Genomic DNA, 21,495 nt, shown 5'->3' with positions numbered 1-21,495 from the left:
GCGCTCGTGCATCGTAGCAAGAGGCAAGCCCGGCGAGGCCGCTGTCCTGCAGCGTATTCGTGGCGCATCTTCGAAGGTCGGAACCGCGCCGGGTCGACCTGTCGGCCACGCTTATCCTCCACGTATGTATGCATTCGCTATCAATACAGCGAGCGTGCGCCGGACGGGTTGGGCGCCGTGGCTGATCGCCTGGCTGCTGGGTTGCAGCGCCCAACTGGCGCAGCCGACGCTGTGGAAGCCGCTCGGCTATCTGTGCGCGCTGCTGGCGGGTGCGGCGCTCATCGCGCTGGTGCGCCATAACGGCCGCATGCGGCCCTGGCGGGCGGCGGCCGGCGCCCTGCTGTGCGGCTTCGCCCTGTGCGGCCTGCGCGCGGCGGCCTTCCAGTCGCAGGCCATAGCCCCCGCGATCGAAGGCCAGGACCTGCTGCTGACCGGCACCGTCGCGGCCATGCCGCAACCGTCCGCCACCGGCCTGCGCTTTCGCTTCGAAGTCGAATCGGCCGAGCGTGACGGCCAACCGGTGCCCACGCCGCCGCTGATCGAGCTGGGCTGGTGGACCGTCGGCAACAGCGACGACCCGGTCGGCGGCGATGCCCTGCCCGACATCCGCGCCGGCCAGCGCTGGCGCCTCGCAACGCGGCTGAAGGCGCCGCACGGCAGCCGCAATCCGCACGGTTTCGACTACGAGCTCTGGGCCTGGTCGACCGGCGTACAGGCGGAGGGCAGCGTGCGCACCGGGCACGCGCCGCCGGTGCTGCTGGAGGATCGTCTATGGAGCCATCCGGTCGAACGGGCGCGGCAGTCGGTGCGCGATGCGATCCTGGTCCGGCTGGCCGGCGCGAGCGCGGACGATGCCGACGACGCCACACCGCGCCGGCGTGCGGCGGGCGTGGTGGCGGCATTGGTCACCGGCGACCAGCGGGCGATCGAGCGCAGCGACTGGGACATCTTCCGCGCGACCGGCGTGGCGCATCTGATGTCCATCTCCGGCCTGCACGTCACCATGTTCGCCTGGCTGGCAGCCGGTGCCACCGGCTGGCTGTGGCGGCGCTCCGCCCGGCTGTGCATGGCCGTGCCGGCGCCGCAGGCGGCCCTGGCCGGCGGCGTGGTGCTGGCCGCGCTCTACGCCACCTTCAGCGGCGGCGGACTGCCGGCCCAGCGCACGGTGCTGATGCTGGCCATCGTCGCCGCCTTGCGCATGTCGGGCCGACGCTGGCCCTGGCCGCAGGTTTGGCTGCTGGCCTGCGCCGGAGCGGCGGCCTTCGATCCGTGGGCCCTGCTGCAGGCCGGCTTCTGGCTGAGCTTCGTCGCGGTGGGTGTGCTGTTCGCGTCGAGCCGACCGGCGGCGGACCGCGTCGCCGATGCGAGCGGCGGCCTGATGAGCCGACCGGCCGCGCTGCTGCGCGAGCAGGTGGTGGTGACGGTGGCACTCACCCCCTTGTCGCTGTGGCTCTTCGGACAGGTGTCGCTGGTGGGCCTGCCGGCGAATCTGCTGGCGATTCCCTGGACCACGTTGGTCGTCACACCGCTCGCCCTGCTCGGCGGCCTGTTCCCGCCGCTCTGGGACCTGGCTGCCCTCGCGGTGCGCGCGATGGTGTGGCTGCTGCAACCGCTGGCCGCCTGGCCGAACGCCACCGTGTCGCTGCCGGCCGCACCAGTCTGGGTCGCGGTCACGGCCATTCTGGGGGGCGCCATCGCCTGCATGCCATTACCGGTGCGCATGCGGCTGCTGGGCGTGGCACCGCTGCTGCCGGTACTGCTGTGGACTTCGGAAGTGCCGGCAGCTGGTCATTTCGAACTGCTCGCCGCGGACATCGGCCAGGGATCGGCCGTGCTGGTGCGCACCGCGCATCACGCCCTGCTCTACGACGCCGGTCCGCGCTGGGGCCCGGACAGCGATGCCGGCCAGCGCACGCTCGTGCCCCTGCTGCAGGCGCTCGGCACCGGGCTCGACACGCTGGTGCTGAGCCACCGCGACACCGACCATGTCGGCGGCGCCGCCGCGCTGCTCGCCCATCACCCGGCCGCCACGCTGCGCAGTTCGATCGAGCCCGGCCATCCGCTGCAGGCGCTGCGCCCTGCCCTGCGCTGCGAAGCCGGCCAGCACTGGCGCTGGGACGGCGTCGACTTCACCGTTATGCATCCACAGCCGACCGATTACCGCCCCGGCATCGCCAGCAATGCACTGAGCTGCGTGCTGCGCATCGAGGCCGGTGGCCGCTCGGCGCTACTTACCGGCGACATCGGCGAGGCCGAGGAAGAAGCGCTCGTCGCCTCGGGCGCCGACCTGCGCGCCGACTGGCTCATGGTGCCGCACCACGGCAGCCGCAGTTCGTCGAGCCAGGCCTTGCTGCGCGCCGTCGCACCGATGTACGCCATCGCCCAGGCGGGCTACCGCAACCGCTTCGGCCACCCCGCTGCATCGGTGCTCGCCCGGTACCGCGACCAGGGTATCCACTGGGTCGACACCGTGCACTGCGGCGCGGCCCGCTGGCACAGCGCCTTTCCCGAGCAGATTGTTTGCGAACGCGTTCGCGACCCGCATTACTGGCAGCACAATGCGCCCTGACGCAATCAGGCCGACGGGGCCCGTCTCGGCATCAGCCGACAACCATCGCCGGCCTGGAACTTGCTACCCGGGTCAGCAGGAGCACAGCCCTTTCTATGCGGAAATTCGACGAGATGTATGCCACCCTGCCGCCCGATCCGGGCCAGGTGCGCGACCATTACAAGACCTACGATCGCTGGCTCGCCCAGCAAGCGCCCGACCTGATGTCGCGGCGACGCGAGGAGGCCGAGGTCATCTTCAGACGCGTGGGCATCACCTTCGCCGTCTACGGCGCCAAGGACGAGGACGGCTCCGGCACCGAACGCCTCATTCCCTTCGACCTGATCCCCCGCATCATCCCCGCGCACGAATGGCAGCGCATGGAACGCGGCCTGGTGCAACGGGTCACCGCGCTCAACCGTTTTTTGCACGACGTCTACCATGACCAGGAGATCATCCGCGCCGGCGTGATTCCGGCCGACATGGTGCTGCAGAACGCGCAGTTCCGGCCCGAGATGATGGGCGTGGACGTGCCCCGCCACATCTACTCGCACATCGCCGGCATCGACATCGTCCGCGCACCCGACGCCGACGGCAACGGCGAGTACTACGTGCTCGAAGACAACCTGCGGGTGCCCTCCGGCGTGTCGTACATGCTGGAGAACCGCAAGATGATGATGCGGCTCTTCCCGGAGCTGTTCAACCAGCACCGCGTGGCTCCCGTCGCCCACTACCCCGACCTGCTGCTGGAGACGCTGCGCGCCTCCGCGCCGCCCGCCACGCCCGACCCGACCTGCGTGGTGCTCACGCCCGGCATGTACAACAGCGCCTACTTCGAGCACGCCTTCCTGGCGCAGCAGATGGGCATCGAGCTCGTCGAGGGCCAGGACCTGTTCGTCAAGGACGACTTCGTCTGGATGCGCACCACGCGTGGCCCCAAGCGGGTCGACGTGATCTACCGCCGCGTCGACGACGACTTCCTCGACCCGCTCGTCTTCCGTCCCAACTCCACCCTGGGCGTGGCCGGGCTGGTGCAGGCCTATCGTGCCGGCAACGTGGCCATCTGCAACGCCATCGGAACCGGCGTGGCCGACGACAAGGCGATCTACGCCTTCGTGCCGAAGATGATCGAGTTCTACCTCGGCGAGCAGCCGATCCTGAAGAACGTGCCCACCTTCATGGGCCGCAATCCGGAAGACCTCAAGTACATGCTGGCCAACCTCAAGGATCTGGTCGTGAAGGAAGTGCACGGCGCGGGCGGCTACGGCATGCTCGTCGGCCCGGCCGCCACCACCGCCGAGATCGAGGACTTCCGCCGCGCGGTCATCGCCAAGCCCGACGGCTACATCGCCCAGCCCACGCTCAGCCTGTCGAGCTGCCCGACCTTCGTCGAAAGCGGCATCGCGCCGCGCCACATCGACCTGCGGCCGTTCGTGCTGTCCGGCAAGGAAGTGCAGATGGTGCCCGGCGGCCTGACCCGCGTGGCGCTGAAGGATGGCTCGCTGGTCGTCAATTCATCGCAAGGCGGCGGCACCAAGGACACCTGGATCCTCGAGGTCTGATCAGAACAACGAAGAGAACATCAACATGCTGAGCAGAACCGCAGACCATCTCTTCTGGATGTCCCGATACACCGAGCGGGCCGAGAACACGGCCCGGATGCTGGACGTCAACTACCAGACCGCCCTGCTGCCGCAGTCGGCCGAGGCCGCGCAGATCGGCTGGCAGGGCCTGCTGACCATCAGCGAACTGCTGCCCGCCTACCAGGCCCGGCACGGCGAGATCGATCCGCACAACGTCATGAACTTCATGGTGCGCGACGAGGACAACCCGTCGTCCATCATTTCGTGCCTCAAGGCCGCCCGCGAAAACGCGCGCGCCGTGCGCGGCACGCTGACCACCGAGGCCTGGGAAACCCAGAACCAGACCTGGCTGGAAACCATCCGCATGCTGCGCGCCGGCGATTTCGAACGCGATCCCGGCGCCTTCTTCGAATGGGTCAAGTACCGCTCGCACCTGTCGCGCGGCGTGTCGGTGGGCACCATGCTGATCGACGAGGCCCTGCACTTCATGCGCATCGGCACCTTCCTGGAACGCGCCGACAACACGGCGCGCCTGGTGGACACCAAGTTCCACGCCATGCACAACGACTTCATCGGCCTGACCAGCGACGACGGCGAGCAGGAGTACGACTTCTATCACTGGAGCGCGGTGCTGCGCAGCGTGTCGGCCTTCGAGATCTACCGCCGCGTCTACCGCGACGTGATCCGGCCGGAACGCGTGGCCGAACTGCTGATCCTGCGCGCCGACATGCCGCGCTCGCTGCACGCCAGCCTCAACGAGGTGGTGAGCAACCTACAGAGCGTGGTCTCCGGCACCGATCTCAGCCTGAGCCAGCGCAAGGCCGGCAAGCTGCGCGCCGAGCTGCAGTACGGCCATATCGACGAGATTCTGGCGACCGGCCTGCACGCTTTCCTGACCCAGTTCCTCGACCGGGTCAACGAACTCGGCGCCTACATCAGCCGCGAGTTCCTCGTCCCCACCACCGCCTAGGCGGCCACCAGCGGGTTCCGGTTCGCAGGAGACTTTCATTTTCAACTCCTTCCGGGCCACCCGTGCGAGGCAGGGTGCTTCTCTTTCGATCAGCGGCAGACTGACAGGCTGGCTCAGCCGGCTGTCGGTCGGCCGCAAGCTGATGCTGATCTACCTGCTCGACCTGAGCGCGGTGATCTTCGTCTCCGGCATCCTGATCAACGAGAAGTACCTGTCGATCGACTTCACCCGCAAGGAGGAAGTCGGCAGCATCTACAGCGCCGCGGTCCGCGAGCTGCTGCTGATGCCCTTCCTGCCCTACAAGGAACAGGTCGAGCCCCCCGAGAAAGCACTGCAGCGCTTCGCCGAGCTGCGCGCCCGTTACGACGGCGTGCTGCATTCGGCCGAAGCCAGCGCGCTGTTCGAGCGCTCCTGGCGGCAGGCCGCCGCGGCCCGGCAAGCCGGCAACTCGGGCCCGCAGGACGACCTGCTCAATCGCGGCATGCTGCGATCGGCCCGCGAACTGCTCACCACCGTGGGCAACCAGTCCAACCTCATCCTGGATCCGGACCTCGACAGCTACTACGCCATGTCGCTGGTCGTGCTGCGCTTTCCCGAGCTGCTCGAGGTGATCGACGACACCATGCGTGCCATCGACGGCGGCGGCAACCGGGCGCAGGCCTTCGGCGAGCGCCGCTCCGAGCTGCTGATCCTGGCCGGCCGCATCGACGCGTCGACCATGGGCATCCGCTCCGACTACCTGCAGGTCTTCGCCGCCGGCTCGCCCGCGCTGCGCGCCGCGCTCGATCCCGGCCGGCAAAGCCTGGCCGACGCGCTCGCCGACTTCCTGACGATCGTGCAGCGCCTGGCAGGCCCCGAAGCCGGCCCGCGCGACGTGGCCCAGCTGCAGGCTGCGCGCTCGGCCCTGCTCTACGAACTCGACCGCGCCTGGATCCGCGGCGCGAGCGAACTCGACGAGCTGCTCGCCGCGCGCGTCCAGAGTCTGTTCACCCGCATGTTTCTGCACCTGGGCACCGCCCTGCTGCTGCTGGGCTGCATCCTCACGCTCGTCTACGCGGTGGCCCAGCAGATCGCCCGGCCGCTGCGTCACCTGGCCGGCGTTGCCGACAACGTGCGCCGCAGCGGCGACTACGCCCTGCGTGCCCACTGGGTCAGCCGCGACGAGATCGGCAGCCTGGTCACCGCCTTCAACAGCATGCTCGCCCAGTTGGGGCGCGAACGCGAGAACCAGCAGGAACTCGCCTCGCGCGAGCGGGCCGCGCGAGCGCAGATGGAAATCGTGGAATCGGTACCGATCGCCATGGTCGTCACCTCCATTCCCCGCCACGAGGTGCTGCACGCCAACGAGCCGGCCGCCCCCTGGCTCGACGGCATCACCACCGACCCCTGGGGCCGCAAGCTCGAACCCGGCGTGCGGGCGCGCTTCTTCCAACAGCTGGCCGACCGGGGCGCGGTCGACGAGTTCGAGGTGCGCTGGAACGCCGGCGGCGAATCGACCTGGGCGGTGCTGTCGGCGCGCCGCCTGCAGTTCCAGGGGCGTGACGCGGTGCTCACCGCCTTCACGCCCGTCAACGTGCTCAAGCAGATGGAGCAACGGCTCGAGCTCTGGTCCAAGGTGTTCGAAGCCTCGTCCGAAGGCATCGCCATCATGGACGACCAGCAGCGGGTGCTGAGCATCAACCACGCCTTCTGCCGCAGCACCGGCCTGGAGCCCTACGAGGTGGTGGGCAAGGACTTCACCGGACTGGTCGAGGAAATCCCCGGGACCGCGCTGCGCCAGCGCATCGGCAGCGCGGTCAACGACCGTGGCGCCTGGCAGGGCGAAGTGCAGTTCCGGCGCCGCGCCGGGGCCAGCTATCCGGCCTGGCTGATGGTGTCGGCGGTGCGCTCGGGCGGCACGCACGGCAGCGTCTCCCACTACATCGGCATTTCGGTCGACATCACCGAGCGCAAGCGCACCGAGGAACGGGTGCGCTTCCTGGCCGACCACGACGTGCTGACCGAGCTGCCCAACCGCTCGCTCTGCGTGGCGCGGCTGGCCGAGGCACTGGAAAACGCACGCGACTCAGAAGACCGCGTCGCCGTGCTCTTCATCGACCTCGACCGTTTCAAGTCGGTCAACGACACCCTGGGCCACCACGTGGGCGACGCGCTGCTGCGCTCGGTCGCCGGCCGCCTGACACAAGCGGTGCGCAACGACGACACGGTGAGCCGCCTGGGCGGCGACGAGTTCGTCGTCATCCTGCGCGACGTGCGCGATGCCGGCGAGATCCGCGACATCATCGAGGAGCGCCTCATCCCGCTGATCCGCGCACCACACGACGGCGAAGGCCACGAGCTGCGCGTGTCGTGCAGCATCGGCGTGGCCGTCTATCCGGAAGACGGCCAGGACATCGACGAACTCATGCGACGCGCCGACGCCGCCATGTACGAAGCCAAGTCCTCCGGGCGCGACCACTACCGCTTCTTCTCGTCCGAACTCGACAAGCTGGCGCGCGAACGACGCACGCTGGAGCAGCTGCTGCGCCACGCGCTCGAACGCGGCGAGCTCGAAATGCACTACCAGCCACGCGTCGACGCCCGCACCCTGCAGGTCGTCGGCGCCGAGGCATTGATGCGCTGGACGCATCCGGAAGTCGGCTCCATCTCGCCCGCGCGCTTCATACCGATCGCCGAGGAAACCGGCCTCATCCGGCCGCTGGGCCTGTGGGCGATGCAACAGGCCTGCGACCTGCTGCGCCGCTGGAAGGCGCAACGTCGCTCGCTCATCTCGCTGTCGGTCAACATCTCGGCCACCCAGCTCGCCGACCCGGCCCTGCTCGAATACCTGCGCGACTTCACCACCCACAGCGGCATCGATCCGCAGCTGCTCGAGCTGGAAGTCACCGAAACCCAGTTGATGGAAAACGCCGGCGCGGCCGGCCAGGGCCTGGCCGCACTGCGCCAGCTGGGCGTGCGCTTTTCAATCGACGATTTCGGCACCGGCTATTCGAGCCTGGCCTATCTCAAGCGTTTTCCGATCGACAAGCTCAAGATCGACCGGTCCTTCGTGCAGGACCTGCTGGGCGACACCACCGACCTGGCCATCGTGCGCGCCATCATGGCGCTGGGCCACAACCTGGGCCTGGGCGTGGTCGCCGAGGGTGTCGAGAACTTCGCCGTCGCCCACCAGCTCAAGCTGCTCGGCTGCGACGAGCTGCAGGGCTACCACTTCGCCCGGCCGATGCGGGTGGAGGCGCTGGAAGCCTGGATCGACGCGCGCCAGGCCCGGCCCGAGACCCAGCGCGACACCGTTCACCAGGAACGCTGACCAGGGCTGCCGCGCCTGCAACCGAAGTACCTGTCCGCGTGATCGGCCCCGAAAGGCCACGGACACGAAACCCTTCAGACCACGCGCTCGACCAGCGCGGGTTTGAAGCCCAGATCCGCCGCCTTGCCCTTGCGGCCACGGGCGGCCCGCGCGTTGTTCAGCGAGCGGATCTCCAGCGTTTCGTCGCGCTCCTTCCCGCCACGTCCCTGGCCCGCAATGCGCACGCTGCGGGTATAGGCGGCCGCACCGGCCAGCGTGTCCTTGGGCTCCAGGTCGATCAGCATCAGGCCACGTCCGCCCTTCTCCAGCAGCTTCAGCTCCGCGATCTCGAATGTCAGGATGCGGCCGCCGGTCGATGCGCAGGCCACATGCGTGGCCGGCACCATCGGCTCCAGGCCGGCGGCCTGCGCGCCTGCCGGCAGCATCGCCAGGCTGGGCTTGCACAGGGTCTCGCCCTCGCCGAGCGACACGAAGGTCTTGCCCGAACGGTTGCGCGACACCATGTTCTCGACATTGGCGACGAAGCCGTAGCCGCCCGAACCCGCCAGCAGCAGCGCCGCGCCGGTCGGCCCGGCGAAGTAATGCACCGGCTGCGTGCCCGATTCCAACTCGACCATGGTGCCGATCGGCTGACCATCACCCCGCGCATTGGGCAGCGCCGCCACCGGCACGCTGTAGATGCGCCCGTTGCCGCCGAAGACCAGCAGCACGTCGACCGTGCGGCAGGCGAAGGTGCCGTAGAGACTGTCGCCCGCCTTGAACGCGAAGCCCGCCGGATCGTGGCCGTGGCCGCTGCGTGCGCGCACCCAGCCCTTCTGCGAGATGACCACGGTGACCGGTTCGTCGACGATGCGCACCTCGGCCACGGCGCGCTTCTCGGCCTGGATCAGCGTGCGGCGCGGATCGGCGAACTGCTTGGCATCGCCCTCGATCTCCTTGACCATCAGGCGGCGCAGCGCCGACGGATTGCCCAGGATCTCGTCGAGCTTGCCCTGCTCCTCGCGCAGGCTGGACAACTCCTGCTCGATCTTGATGGCCTCGAGCCGCGCCAGCTGGCGCAGCCTGATTTCGAGGATGTCCTCGGCCTGACGGTCCGACAGGTTGAAGCGCTCGATCAGCGCGGCCTTGGGCTCGTCGGCCTGCCGGATGATGGCGATCACCTCGTCGATATTGAGCAGCACGATCTGCCGCCCCTCGAGGATGTGAATACGGTCCAGCACCTTCTGCAGCCGGTGCTGCGACCGGCGCTGCACCGTCTGCTGGCGAAACTCGATCCATTCCAGCAGCATCTGCCGCAGCGACTTCTGCACCGGCCGGCCATCCAGGCCGATCATCGTCATGTTGATCGACGACGAAGTTTCCAGCGAAGTCTGCGACAGCAGGATCGCGATCAGCTCGGCCTGCGGCGTGCGGCCGGACTTGGGCTCGAACACCAGGCGCACGGCCGCATCCTTGCTGGACTCGTCGCGCACCGCGTCGAGCACGCCGAGCAGCGTGGCCTTGCCGAGCTGCTGCTCCTGGGTCAGCGCCTTCTTGCCGGTCTTCACCTTCGGGTTGCTGATTTCCTCGATCTCTTCGAGCACCTTTTGCGAACTGACGCCGGGCGGCAGTTCGGTGACCACCAGCTGCCACTGGCCGCGTGCGAGTTCCTCGATCTTCCAGCGCGCCCGCACCTTCAGGCTGCCCCGGCCGGTGCGGTAGGCGTCGGCGATGTCGGACGCCGGACTGATGATCTGGCCGCCGCCGGGAAAGTCCGGGCCGGGCATCATCGCGAACAGCTGCTCGTCGCTCAGCTGCGGCTGCTTGATGAGCGCCACGCAGGCATCGGCCACTTCGCGCAGGTTGTGGCTGGGGATCTCGGTGGCCAGCCCCACGGCGATACCCGACGCGCCGTTGAGCAGCACGAAGGGCAGGCGCGCCGGCAGCTGGCGCGGCTCCTCGGTGGAGCCGTCGTAGTTGGGAATGAAGTCGACCGTGCCCTGGTCGATCTCCTCGAGCAGCAGGCGCGTGATGCGCGACAGCCGCGCTTCGGTGTAGCGCATGGCCGCGGCACCGTCGCCGTCGCGGCTGCCGAAGTTGCCCTGGCCGTCGATCAGCGGATAGCGCTGGGAGAAGTCCTGCGCCATGCGCACCAGCGCGTCGTAGGCGGCCTGGTCGCCGTGCGGATGGAAGCGGCCGAGCACGTCGCCGACCACGCGCGCGCTCTTGACCGGCTTGGCGCCCGAGGTGGCGTTGGCGCCAGAAAAGCCCAGGCCCATGCGCTCCATCGAGTAGAGGATGCGGCGCTGCACCGGCTTCTGGCCGTCGCACACGTCGGGCAGCGCGCGGCCCTTGACGACCGACAGCGCGTATTCCAGATAGGCGCGCTCGGCGTACGTGGCCAGGTCGGGGTTCTGGTCGTCATCGGCGGGCGCGGAGGCAAGGTCGAGAGGGGTTTGGTCGGTCATCGAAAGCCAGGGTGTGCGTTGGGTGGCGGCAGGTGGGCCGGCGCTTTTTCAGCGCACGGCATTGCTGGTCAGATGTCGATCTCGACGGTGTTGCCGCGCAACTCCATCAGCTCGCGGCGCGCGGCGGCTTCGCCCTTGCCCATCAGCTTCGTGATGCGCTGCTCGGTCTGGGTGTTGTCGAGCAGGCCGAGCTGCACGGGCATGAGCCGCCGCGTGTCGGGATTGAGCGTGGTTTCCCAGAGCTGGCCGGCGCTCATCTCCCCCAGGCCCTTGAAGCGGCTGATGGTCCAGGCGCCTTCGCGCACGCCGTCCTTGCGCAGCTTGTCGAGCGTGGCGGTGAGCTCGCCCTCGTCCAGTGCGTAGACCTTGGCAGCGGGCTTCTTGCCACGTGCCGGCGCGTCGATGCGGTAGAGCGGCGGGCGCGACACGAACACGTGCCCGGCCTCGATCAGCTTGGGGAAATGACGGAAGAACAGGGTGAGCAGCAGCACCTGGATATGCGAGCCGTCGACGTCGGCATCGCTCAGGATGCAGACCTTGCCGTAGCGCAGGCCACTCATGTCCGGGCTGTCGGCGGGGCCGTGCGGATCGACGCCGATCGCCACCGAAATGTCGTGGATCTCGGTGTTGGCGAACAGGCGGTCGCGCTCCACCTCCCAGGTGTTGAGCACCTTGCCGCGCAGCGGCAGCACGGCCTGGCATTCCTTGTCGCGGCCCATCTTGGCGCTACCGCCGGCAGAATCGCCCTCGACCAGGAAGACCTCGTTGTGCGCGATGTCGCGGCTTTCGCAGTCGGTCAGCTTGCCAGGCAGAACCGCCACGCCGGAGCCGCGTCGCTTCTCGACTTTCTGCCCCGCCTTCTGCCGGCTCTGCGCCGCGCGGATCGCCAGCTCGGCCAGCTTCTTGCCGTATTCGACATGCTGGTGCAGCCACAGCTCCAGCGCCGGCCGCACGAAGGACGACACCAGGCGCACCGCATCGCGCGAGTTCAGGCGTTCCTTGATCTGGCCCTGGAACTGCGGATCGAGCACCTTGGCCGACAGCACGTAGCTGGCGCGGGCGAAAACGTCTTCGGGCATCAGCTTCACGCCCTTGGGCAGCAGCGCATGCAGTTCGATGAAGCCCTTGACCGCGGTGAACAGGCCGTCGCGCAGGCCACTGTCGTGGGTGCCGCCGGCGCTGGTGGGAATCAGGTTGACATAGCTCTCGCGCACAGGCGAGCCGTCTTCCGTGAAGGCCACCGCCCAGCCCGCGCCCTCGCCTTCGGCGAAGCTCTCGCTCTGGCGGTCGGCGAAGCCCGAGCCTTCGAAAACCGGAATGACCGGCTCGCCGTGCAGCGTCTGCAGCAGGTAGTCGCGCAGGCCGCCTTTGTATTGCCAGGTCTGCACCTCGGCCGGGCCTTGGGCCTTTTCCTGCGTCAGCGTGACGGTCACGCCCGGCATCAGCACCGCCTTGCTGCGCAGCAGGTGCACCAACTCGTTCTGCGGCAACAGCGGGGACTCGAAATACTTGGGATCGGCCCAGACGCGCACCGTGGTGCCCTGCTTGCGGTCGCCAGCGGCGGCCTCGCGCACCGCCAGCGCCTCCACCACGGCACCGGCGCTGAACACCAGCCGCGCCACCTTGCCCTCGCGCCAGGACGTGACTTCCATCCGCCGCGCCAGCGCGTTGGTGACCGACACGCCCACCCCGTGCAGGCCGCCGGAGAAGCTGTAGGCGCCGCCCTTGCCCTTGTCGAACTTGCCACCCGCATGCAGGCGCGTGAACACCAGCTCGATCACCGGCGCGCCTTCTTCCGGATGCATGCCGAACGGAATGCCGCGGCCGTCGTCCTCCACGCTGACGGAGCCGTCGGCGTGCTGGGTGAGCTTGATCTTCTTGCCGTGGCCGGCCAGGGCTTCGTCGGCCGCGTTGTCCAGCACTTCCTGGATGATGTGCAGCGGGTTGTCGGTGCGGGTGTACATGCCAGGGCGCTGCTGCACCGGCTCCAATCCCTTGAGAACGCGGATCGAGCCTTCGGAATAATCGCTGGGTGCTGTGGCCATGGGGGAGAGCGGTGGTCGTCGGAAGGCGCGGATTGTAGTCAGGACCCGAAATCGGCTGTATGCATGTCCAGTAAACAAGCTGGAATCCGGGCGGTCGATCAGAATACGCGCCCCACCCGACCGTCGCCGCACACCTTGCATTCCGATACTGCCCCTTCGCCCTGGATCGTCCGCTGGTCTCACCTGGTGCCGCATGGCGCGACCGTGCTGGACCTCGCCTGCGGCGCGGGGCGGCACCTGCGCTGGTTCGCCTCGCGTGGCGCCACCACGCTGGGCATCGATCGCGCGCCCGAAGCCGTGGCGACCGCTCAGGCGTTCGGCGCGGGTCTGCTCGCCGACGTGGAGGGCGCACCGTGGCCCCTGCCCGGTCGTCGATTCGACGCCGTCGTCGTCACCAATTACCTGCACCGACCGCTGCTGCCCACCATCGTCGAGGCCGTCGCGCCGGGCGGCGTACTGATCTACGAGACCTTCGCCCAGGGACAGGAGGCCGTCGGCCGCCCGTCGCGGCCCGATTTTTTGCTGGCGCCCGGCGAACTGATGCACGCCTGCGCAGGTCTGCACATCGTGGCCTACGAGGACGGCTGGCTCGATCCGCCGCGCCGGGTGCAGCGCATCGTGGCCCGGCGCGCACCCGCCGACGCCGCCCCTGCCGCGCCATCGCTGGCCGAAACCGCCCCGCCATACGCGGGGCCTTTACACCCACAAGGCTAAAATGCCGGGTTTGGCTTTCGGCCTCCACTACGGCATTCCTGCGCACATGAGCTCATCCTCCGGCACCCTCACAGGCAGCATCGTGGCGCTCGTCACGCCCATGCACGAAGACGGCAGCGTCGACTACCCGGCCTTGCGCAAACTGATCGACTGGCATGTCGCCGAGGGCACGGACTGCATCGGCGTGGTCGGCACCACCGGCGAATCGCCGACGGTAAATGTCGAGGAGCACTGCGAGATCATCCGCGTGTCGGTCGAGCAGGCCGCCGGCCGGGTGCCGGTCATGGCGGGCTGCGGCGCCAACTCCACCCGCGAAGCGATCGAACTCGCCAAGTTCGCCAAGGGCGTGGGCGCCGACAGCCAACTGCAGGTAGTGCCCTACTACAACAAGCCGACGCAGGAAGGCCAGTACCGGCATTTCGTGGCCATCGCCGAAGCCGTGGGCGACCTGCCGACCGTGCTCTACAACGTCCCCGGCCGCACCGTCGCGGACATGCAGCACGACACCGTGCTGCGGCTGGCGCAGGTGCCGGGCATCGTCGGCATCAAGGAAGCCACCGGCAACATCGAACGCGCGCAATGGCTGATCCGCGACCTGCCGTCCGAGTTCGCCGTCTACTCGGGTGACGACCCCACCGCCGTGGCCCTCATGCTCTGCGGCGGCCGCGGCAACATCAGCGTGACGGCCAACGTGGCCCCGCGCCTGATGCACGAACTCTGCGTGGCAGCCGTCGCCGGCGATGCCCGTCGGGCGATGGAAATCCAGTTCCGCCTGATGCCACTGCACAAGCATCTGTTCGTCGAGGCCAACCCGATTCCGGTCAAGTGGGCCATGAAGCGCCTGGGTCTTTGCGGCGGCACCCTGCGCCTGCCGATGACGGAACTGTCCACCGGCAGTGAACTGGTGGTGGAACAGGCACTCAAAGCCAGCGGCCTGCTGTAGTCAACGTTGGTAGCTGTGCGCCCACAGCGCCGGCGAGCCTGCTTTTCGATCGAATGAAGGATATCCCCGTGACCCGTTTCGCCTCTCCGACCGTTGCGGCCGCCCGCCTGGCCTGCGTGGGTCTGCTCGTCTGCCTGTCGGCATGCACTGTCTTCGACAGCGAGAAGATCAACTACAAGAGCGCCAAACGCGCGGCCCCCACCCTGGAAGTGCCGCCCGACCTCACGCAGCTCAGCCGCGACAGCCGCTACGTGGTACCCACCGGCGGCACCGTCTCCGCCGCCGGCTACAACGCCGCGCAGGCCGTCGCAGCGCCGACTGCCGAAGCGGCGCCCGCCGTGCTGGGCGACGTGCGCATCGAGCGCGACGGCAACACGCGCTGGCTGGTCATCAAGCGGCCGGCCGACAAGCTCTGGGACCCGGTGCGGGACTTCTGGGTGGAGAGCGGTTTCCTGCTCACCATCGACCAGTCCAACCTCGGCATCATGGAAACCGACTGGGCCGAGAACCGCGCCAAGCTGCCGCAGGATTTCATCCGCCAGACCCTCGGCAAGCTGATCGACTCGGCCTACTCCACCAGCGAGCGCGACAAGTTCCGCACCCGCATGGAACGTCGCGCCGACGGCTCGACCGAGATCTACATCAGCCACCGCGGCATGCAGGAGGTCTATGTCGAGAAGGCCCAGCAGGCCCAGACCGTCTGGCAGCCGCGTCCGTCCGACCCCGAGCTCGAAGCCGAAATGCTGCGCCGCATGATGGTCAAGCTCGGCGCGGCCAACGAAGTGCAGTCCAAGCAACTCATCGCCGCCGCACCGGTGCAGCCGAGCGGCGCCCAGGTCACCAATGTCGGCGGTACGCCCGTGGTGCAGCTCAACGAGCCCTTCGACCGCGCATGGCGCCGGGTCGGCCTGACGCTCGACCGCACCGGCTTCACCGTCGAGGATCGCGACCGCAGCCAGGGCATTTACTTCGTCCGCTACGTGGCGCCCAACGCCGACCGCAAGGAGCAGAGCTTCCTCGGCAAGATCTTCAACCGCAACCCGGATGCCCAGCCGCCAGTGCGCTACCGCATCGCGGTGCGCGCCGAGAACGCGGGCACGGTCGTGTCGGTGCTGGGTGAAGGCGGCTCGCCCGCCCAGGCCACCGACGCCGAGCGCATCACCAAGATCATCGCGGACGACCTGAAGTAATCCAGGGCCGGGGCCATGCTGCGATTCTGCAATCTTGGCAGCGGAAGCGCCGGCAACGCCACGCTGGTCGAAGGCCGCGACGGCACGTCGACCAGCCGCCTGCTGATCGATTGCGGCCTCGGCGTGCGGGTGCTGGAAAAGCGCCTGACCACCGCCGGCCTGGACTACGGCGACATCGACGCGATCTTTATCACCCACGAGCATTCCGACCACATCGGCAGCGCCCACCAGGTCGCTCTGCGCCACCGCATACCGGTGTGGATGAGCGAAGGCACCTACGCTGCCATCGGTGCGCCAGATTTCGATGGCCTGCTGCGTGTGACCCACGACACGCAGACCGTGGCGCTCGGCGGCTTCGAGTTCCGCCCCTTCACCGTGCCGCACGATGCCCGCGAACCGCTGCAACTGCGCTGCTCCGACGGCGCACGGCACCTGGGCGTGGCGACCGACCTGGGGCACGCCACCGGCCATGTCATGGCGCAACTGGCAGGCTGCCATGCGCTGATGCTCGAGTCCAACCACTGCCCCGAACTGCTCGCGCTTTCGCGCTATCCGGAATTTCTCAAGCGCCGTGTCGGTGGTCGATTCGGCCATCTCGCCAACGCGGCCGCCGCCGAGATCGCGCGTGGGTTGCGCCACGATGGCTTGCAGTGCGTGGTGGCGGCCCATCTGAGCGAGCGCAACAACCGCCCGGATCTGGCCCGGGCAAGTCTTGCCGAAGGCCTGGGTTGGCAGGCGGAGCAGATCGTGGTGGCGGACCCCCGACTGGGCACCGCCTGGCTCGCGGTATAGGTCAGGCTTTCGACGAGGCCCGTCGGGCCCCATAAAAAAAGCCACCTGCGCAGGTGGCTTTTTTCCATTTGCACGGCATGACGACCGGCCTGGATCGAGTCCAGGCCTCGAACGGTACTTACTTCTTGGCTGCCTCTGCCGCAGCGTCGGCAGCCTTCTTCGCGGCATCGTTGGCATCGGACGCAGCACCTGGAGCCGGCGCGGACATGGTGGCACCCGTGCCGTCGCCTGTCGCAGGCGCCGTGGTCGCGCCCGTACCACCGCTGGTGCTTGCACCTCCGGTAGCTGCGCCGTCGGTGGCAGCGCCGGTGGACGGCGTGGCTTCTGTGGCGGGAGCCACGGGAGCCGGTGCGGGCGCCATGGCTGGGGCCTCAGCCGGCGCAGGTGCCGGAACCGGCGCCACTTCTTCCTTCTTTCCGCATGCCGCCAGGGCGACGGAGGCGACGAGGGAGGCGAGAACGATGGAATGCTTCATATCGATTTCCTTGGATGGATTTTCAATCAACGAACACGAGGGCATCCGACGCACGGCCGTGAATTTTCAGGAGCTATAAGGCCGTGCCGCCGACTGATGAAGACCAGCCAAAACCATTATAGGAAGCGCTTTCGGTGCGTCCGATACCGACACATGCGTTTGCAAAACAGCCGGATGGATCATTCTTCGGACGAATGCAGCCAACCCGCCACACGCCAGGACCGCATCAGTTCGCGGGCGTCGTCGCTGGCCAATGCCAGTGCCTTCGCTTCGAGGGCGCGTTCGTCGGCCAGGCGCCTCATCAGACGCGCGTCTCGCCCCGCGGCGCGATAGCTTTCGCCATTGATGAAGATGTGCCGCTCGTCGTAGAGCATGCGGCTGCGGCGGTCCAGGCGCACCGCGCCGAGCGGCACGTCCTCGTCGCCCTCGAATTCGTCAAACCAGACATTCGCCTTGGGTTCGGTGAGTTGCTCGCCCAGGGCGCGCGGCAGTGCATCGCGATCGTCCAGCGCCCGGGCGACCGCCGCCTGGGCGAATTCGAGCAGGGCCTGCGGCACCGCGGCCGGGTTTTCGACGGCCGGCTCGCCCGCATCGCCGTAAAGCTTGTCCGGAAACTCCTCGTCGACCACTTCGTCGGCCAGGCGCTGCAGGAGATCCTGCGCGATCTGGTCGCGGCGCGGGGCGCGGAAACCGATGGAGCAGGTGATGCAGTCACCGCTCATCGCCACACCCTCGTGCGCATAGCGTGGTGGCAGATAGAGCATGTCCCCGGGCTCCAGCAGGTATTCCTGTTCCGGCTCGAATGCGGCCAGTATCTTCAGGGGCATATCTTCGCGCAGAGACAGGTCCTTCTGCCGCCCGATGCGCCAGCGCCGCTGCCCGGAGGTCTGCAGCAGGAACACGTCGTAGCTGTCGAAATGCGGCCCTACGCCGCCGCCCTCGCCGGCGTAGCTGACCATGAGGTCGTCCATCCGCGCGTCGGGCACGAAGCGGAACCGCTGCAGCAGGCGATGCGCCGCATCGTCGTGCAGGTCGACGCCCTGCACCAGCAGGGTCCAGTCGGGTTTCGACAGGGCGGGCAATGACCGGCGTGCGATCGGGCCGTGGCGCATCTTCCAACTGTCGCGCTCGTGCGAGATCAGACGAGATTCGACGTCCTCGCTACCCGCGAGCGCGAAAAGCCGGGTGGCGGCGGGCAAGGCAGCCAGATCCTCCGGCGAAACCGCCGAACGAACCAGCAAAGGCTTGCGCTGCCAATGGCGTTGCATGAAAACTTGTGGGCTGAGGCCGCCGAGAAGCGCGAGCGGCGAGTGGATATCGGTCATGGAGGCGATCGTTCGAACTGCGACAATTCTCCCCTATGGAAATCACCTCGCAATGCGTGGTCGCGCTGACCTGGCGGCTGACCGATACCCTGGGCGAAGAGCTCGACATTCTCGACAGTCCGGTCGAGTTCCTGGTGGGTGGCGACGACCTGCTCGAAAAGATCGAAGAAGCGCTACAGGGCCACAAGGTCGGCGACACCGTCGACCTGCACCTGGAACCGGAACAGGCCTTCGGCGACTACGACGACCAGAAGCTGTTCCTGGAACCGCGCTCCCTGTTCCCCGCCGAAACCGACGAAGGCATGACCTTCGAGGGCACCGCCCTCCCGCCGGGCATGGACCCGATGCCGCCGGCGGACCTGTTCTATACGGTCACCGACATCTATCCCGAACACATCGTGCTGGACGGCAACCATCCGCTGGCCGGCATCGCCCTGCGGCTTCACCTGAAGGTGGAGCGGGTGCGCGAGGCAACCGAGGAGGAAGTCGGCAAGGGAACGGCCGGCACCGGATTCTTCAAGGTGCAACCTGCAGCGCCCGGCGACACGACACTCCACTGAAAATTAGGAACGAACAAAAAGGGCTGCCTTGCGAGGCAGCCCTTTTTTTCGCTATTGCGCGAGCGGATCAGATGCGCTGCAGCTGGTTGTTTTGAATCCGCACCCGATCGCCGATCCGCAGGTCGCCCGGCGACGGCACATCGAAAGTCCGCGTGCTGCCGTTTTCCACCTGGATTGACACCCGGTAGGTCTGCACCACCGGCCCCCGCTGGTTGCCTTCGAGCGTATTGCCGGCGACCGCGCCGCCCATCAGGCCGACGCCGGTAGCCAGTGCGCGTCCACCGCCGTGCCCGATCTGGTTGCCGACGACAGCGCCGAGAACACCGCCGATCAACGCACCGGCACCTGACGGCTGACGGGCCACTTCCTGCTGCATCACTTCGATATTGGCGACGCGACCGTATTCGGTATAGACCTGCGGCTGCACGTAAGCCGGAGCGGCACTGTAGACCGGTGCGGGGCGGTACACCGGCGCCGAGCTGTAGACCGGTGCGGGACGGGAGCCGTAGTAGGGATCGACCGCGCAGGCGGTAAGCGCCAGCACACTGGCGGAAGCGGCGGTGATCGCGATGGTGCGATAGATCTTTTTCATTGCGTGCTCCTGTGGATGAAGATCGGCGGACTTGTCCGGCGACCATGCCTTTGAGTAGGCGCCCGGAAGAAAAGTCCCACGATCGGCGGGCCCGCCTTCCGGCGTCGGATGCTCAACGCTGCGATGGTAGGAAGTGGCCGACACGCACGCTGCAAAGTTGCGCAAAGAATAGTTACAAGTGGCGCAGAAACCAAGAATTCAAGTGCGTCCGGTCGAGCCGTATCCACCCGCTCCGCGTTCGGAAGCCGCGGGAAACTCGTCGACGACCCTGAACTTGGCCTGCACCACCGGCACGATGACCAGTTGCGCGATCCGTTCCATCGGCTGCACCGTGAAGGCGACATCGCTGCGATTCCAGACACTCACCATCAGCTGGCCCTGATAGTCGCTGTCGATCAACCCGACCAGGTTGCCGAGCACGATGCCGTGCTTGTGACCCAGGCCCGAGCGCGGAAGGATGAGCGCCGCATACCCTTCGTCGGCCAGGTGGATCGCGATGCCGGTCGGCACCAGTTGCCAGGCATTGGGTGCCAGTTCCAGCGGCGCATCGAGGCAGGCGCGCAGGTCGAGTCCGGCGCTGCCGGGAGTGGCGTACGCAGGCAGTTGTTCTGCCATGCGCGGGTCGATGATCTTGACGTCGAGTTCCATGCGTTGTTGTGTTGATTGCGGAATGTTCAGCCCGCGGCCGCGATGCGCCGGGCGATTTCCACCACCAGCTTGCGCGCCAGTTCGATCTTCGGCGCCCGTTCCAGCGACTGCGCGCCGTGGGCGTCGACCAGCAACAGTTCGTTGTCGTCCCGCCCGAACGCCGTCGGGCCGATGTTGGCCACCAGCAGCGGAATGCCCTTGCGCTGACGTTTGGCGGTGGCGTGGGCCAGCAGGTCGTGGCTTTCGGCCGCGAAGCCGACGCAATAGAGCTGGCCGGAACGCGCCCGTTCGCCCTGAGCGACGGTTGCCAGGATGTCCGGGTTCTCCACGAAATGCAGAGAAGGCGGCCCGCTGTCGCCAGTCTTCTTGATCTTGCGTTCGCTCGGCTCGGCCGGTCGCCAGTCGGCCACGGCGGCCGCCGCGATGAAGACGGTTGCCTTTTGCGAAGCGTCGAGCGTGGCCTGCAGCATCTGCAGTCCGGACTGCACATCGATGCGCCGCACGTTGCGCGGCGTCGGCTGCGATACCGGGCCGGCGACCAGCGTCACCTCGGCGCCGGCTTCGGCAGCCGCCCGGGCCACGGCGAAACCCATCTTGCCGGACGAATGGTTGGTCACGCCACGCACCGGGTCGATGGCTTCGAAGGTCGGCCCCGCGGTCACCAGCACATGCTGGCCGGCCAGCGGCTTGGGTTGAAAGAAAGACACCAGTTCGGCCAGGATCTCGGCGGGCTCCAGCATGCGGCCATCGCCCGTCTCGCCGCAAGCCTGTGAACCGCAGCCCACGCCGAGCGACTTGGCCCCGTCGGCCTGCACCTGCGCCAGATTACGCTGCAGCGCCGGGTGGGCCCACATCTCGCGGTTCATGGCCGGCGCCAACAGCAGCGGCACACGACCCGCCGGCCGGGCCAGGCAGAGCAGTGCGAGCAATTCGTCCGTACGGCCCTGCGCCAGCTGCGCAATGAAATCGGCGCTGCAGGGCGCCACCAGAATCGCATCGGCCTCGCGGCCCAGGTGGATGTGGGGCATGCCGTCGGGCGTGCGGCCGACGGCTTCGTCTTCCCATTGCGACCGCGCCACCGGCCGGCCGGAAAGCGCCTGCATGGTGACCGGCGTGATGAAGCGGACCGCGCCCTCGGTCATGACCACCTGCACCGTGGCGCCGGCCTTCACCAGCAGCCTGCAGAGCTCGGCGCATTTGTAGCAGGCGATGCCGCCGGTCAGTCCGAGCAGGATGTGTTTTCCGGAGAGGTCCATGGGCGGGCGAGCCAGGCGTCACGGCCCGCTGCGGCGAAGAAATCGGGCAATGTAGCAGAGCACCGTCCGTATCGCGGCGCTGGGGGTCGCGGTCGGC

16 protein-coding genes are annotated in these 21,495 nt (G+C 68.0%); 9 read left to right on the top strand and 7 right to left on the bottom strand.

Translation table 11 applies throughout. From position 1 onward, the window contains the following. Positions 1 to 124 precede the first annotated feature (124 nt). The 4 genes from R9X41_RS06035 (at position 125) to R9X41_RS06020 (ending at position 8,411) form a co-directional block, all read left to right on the top strand. On the top strand, positions 125 to 2,569 hold the full coding sequence (locus R9X41_RS06035; RefSeq protein ID WP_318633975.1) for a DNA internalization-related competence protein ComEC/Rec2: 2,445 nt from the start codon (positions 125 to 127) through the stop codon (positions 2,567 to 2,569). Positions 2,570 to 2,664: 95 nt separating this feature from the next. Continuing rightward, complete coding sequence (locus tag R9X41_RS06030; protein WP_318633974.1) at positions 2,665 to 4,110, top strand: circularly permuted type 2 ATP-grasp protein; 1,446 nt, start codon at positions 2,665 to 2,667, stop codon at positions 4,108 to 4,110. A 25-nt stretch (positions 4,111 to 4,135) separates the two neighbouring features. Beyond that, on the top strand, positions 4,136 to 5,101 hold the full coding sequence (locus R9X41_RS06025; protein WP_318633973.1) for an alpha-E domain-containing protein: 966 nt from the start codon (positions 4,136 to 4,138) through the stop codon (positions 5,099 to 5,101). A 142-nt stretch (positions 5,102 to 5,243) separates the two neighbouring features. Next, positions 5,244 to 8,411, top strand: coding sequence for an EAL domain-containing protein (locus R9X41_RS06020; protein ID WP_318633972.1), 3,168 nt, complete (start codon positions 5,244 to 5,246; stop codon positions 8,409 to 8,411). Between the two features lie 74 nt (positions 8,412 to 8,485). Here the strand turns inward: R9X41_RS06020 and parC are convergent, their stop codons facing one another. Both parC and R9X41_RS06010 read right to left on the bottom strand, forming a co-directional pair. Beyond that, on the bottom strand, positions 8,486 to 10,858 hold the full coding sequence (gene parC, locus R9X41_RS06015) for a DNA topoisomerase IV subunit A (protein ID WP_318633971.1): 2,373 nt from the start codon (positions 10,856 to 10,858) through the stop codon (positions 8,486 to 8,488). 68 nt (positions 10,859 to 10,926) lie between these two features. Then, positions 10,927 to 12,903: a DNA topoisomerase IV subunit B gene (locus tag R9X41_RS06010; protein WP_318633970.1), complete on the bottom strand. Its 1,977-nt coding sequence runs from the start codon at positions 12,901 to 12,903 to the stop codon at positions 10,927 to 10,929. A gap of 135 nt (positions 12,904 to 13,038) precedes the next feature. Between R9X41_RS06010 and R9X41_RS06005 the strand changes: the two genes are divergently transcribed. The 4 genes from R9X41_RS06005 to R9X41_RS05990 all read left to right on the top strand — a co-directional run bounded on the left by R9X41_RS06005 (position 13,039) and on the right by R9X41_RS05990 (position 16,542). Next, complete coding sequence (locus R9X41_RS06005) at positions 13,039 to 13,617, top strand: class I SAM-dependent methyltransferase (protein ID WP_318633969.1); 579 nt, start codon at positions 13,039 to 13,041, stop codon at positions 13,615 to 13,617. 46 nt (positions 13,618 to 13,663) lie between these two features. Continuing rightward, a complete protein-coding gene (gene dapA, locus R9X41_RS06000) occupies positions 13,664 to 14,560 on the top strand; it encodes a 4-hydroxy-tetrahydrodipicolinate synthase (RefSeq protein WP_318633968.1) in 897 nt (298 codons plus the stop codon). Positions 14,561 to 14,628: 68 nt separating this feature from the next. Continuing rightward, on the top strand, positions 14,629 to 15,750 hold the full coding sequence (gene bamC, locus R9X41_RS05995) for an NlpB/DapX family lipoprotein (protein ID WP_318633967.1): 1,122 nt from the start codon (positions 14,629 to 14,631) through the stop codon (positions 15,748 to 15,750). Positions 15,751 to 15,765: 15 nt separating this feature from the next. Continuing rightward, positions 15,766 to 16,542 (top strand): MBL fold metallo-hydrolase, encoded by a 777-nt coding sequence (locus tag R9X41_RS05990; protein WP_318633966.1) that lies wholly within the window; start codon positions 15,766 to 15,768, stop codon positions 16,540 to 16,542. A gap of 118 nt (positions 16,543 to 16,660) precedes the next feature. Here R9X41_RS05990 and R9X41_RS05985 read toward each other — a convergent pair whose 3' ends face one another. Beyond that, positions 16,661 to 17,017 (bottom strand): hypothetical protein, encoded by a 357-nt coding sequence (locus R9X41_RS05985; protein ID WP_318633965.1) that lies wholly within the window; start codon positions 17,015 to 17,017, stop codon positions 16,661 to 16,663. A gap of 179 nt (positions 17,018 to 17,196) precedes the next feature. After that, positions 17,197 to 18,342, bottom strand: a complete 1,146-nt coding sequence (locus R9X41_RS05980; protein WP_318633964.1) for a JmjC domain-containing protein — start codon at positions 18,340 to 18,342, stop codon at positions 17,197 to 17,199. A 35-nt stretch (positions 18,343 to 18,377) separates the two neighbouring features. Here R9X41_RS05980 and R9X41_RS05975 point away from each other — a divergent pair, with 35 nt between their 5' ends. Beyond that, the gene (locus R9X41_RS05975) at positions 18,378 to 18,902 is read left to right on the top strand and encodes an FKBP-type peptidyl-prolyl cis-trans isomerase (RefSeq protein ID WP_318633963.1); all 525 of its coding nucleotides are present in this window, start codon (positions 18,378 to 18,380) and stop codon (positions 18,900 to 18,902) included. Positions 18,903 to 18,969: 67 nt separating this feature from the next. Here the strand turns inward: R9X41_RS05975 and R9X41_RS05970 are convergent, their stop codons facing one another. The 3 genes from R9X41_RS05970 to coaBC all read right to left on the bottom strand — a co-directional run bounded on the left by R9X41_RS05970 (position 18,970) and on the right by coaBC (position 21,398). Continuing rightward, positions 18,970 to 19,494, bottom strand: a complete 525-nt coding sequence (locus tag R9X41_RS05970; RefSeq protein ID WP_318633962.1) for an outer membrane lipoprotein — start codon at positions 19,492 to 19,494, stop codon at positions 18,970 to 18,972. Positions 19,495 to 19,692: 198 nt separating this feature from the next. Then, complete coding sequence (gene dut / locus R9X41_RS05965; protein WP_318633961.1) at positions 19,693 to 20,142, bottom strand: dUTP diphosphatase; 450 nt, start codon at positions 20,140 to 20,142, stop codon at positions 19,693 to 19,695. Between the two features lie 26 nt (positions 20,143 to 20,168). Continuing rightward, a complete protein-coding gene (gene coaBC, locus R9X41_RS05960; protein WP_318633960.1) occupies positions 20,169 to 21,398 on the bottom strand; it encodes a bifunctional phosphopantothenoylcysteine decarboxylase/phosphopantothenate--cysteine ligase CoaBC in 1,230 nt (409 codons plus the stop codon). Positions 21,399 to 21,495 lie beyond the last annotated feature (97 nt).

The sequence above is a fragment of the Xylophilus sp. GOD-11R genome (assembly GCF_033546935.1).
Taxonomy (GTDB): Bacteria; Pseudomonadota; Gammaproteobacteria; order Burkholderiales; family Burkholderiaceae_C; genus Xylophilus.
The sequence above is the reverse complement of the archived record's forward strand: the minus strand, read 5'-3'. Positions and strand labels throughout refer to the sequence as shown.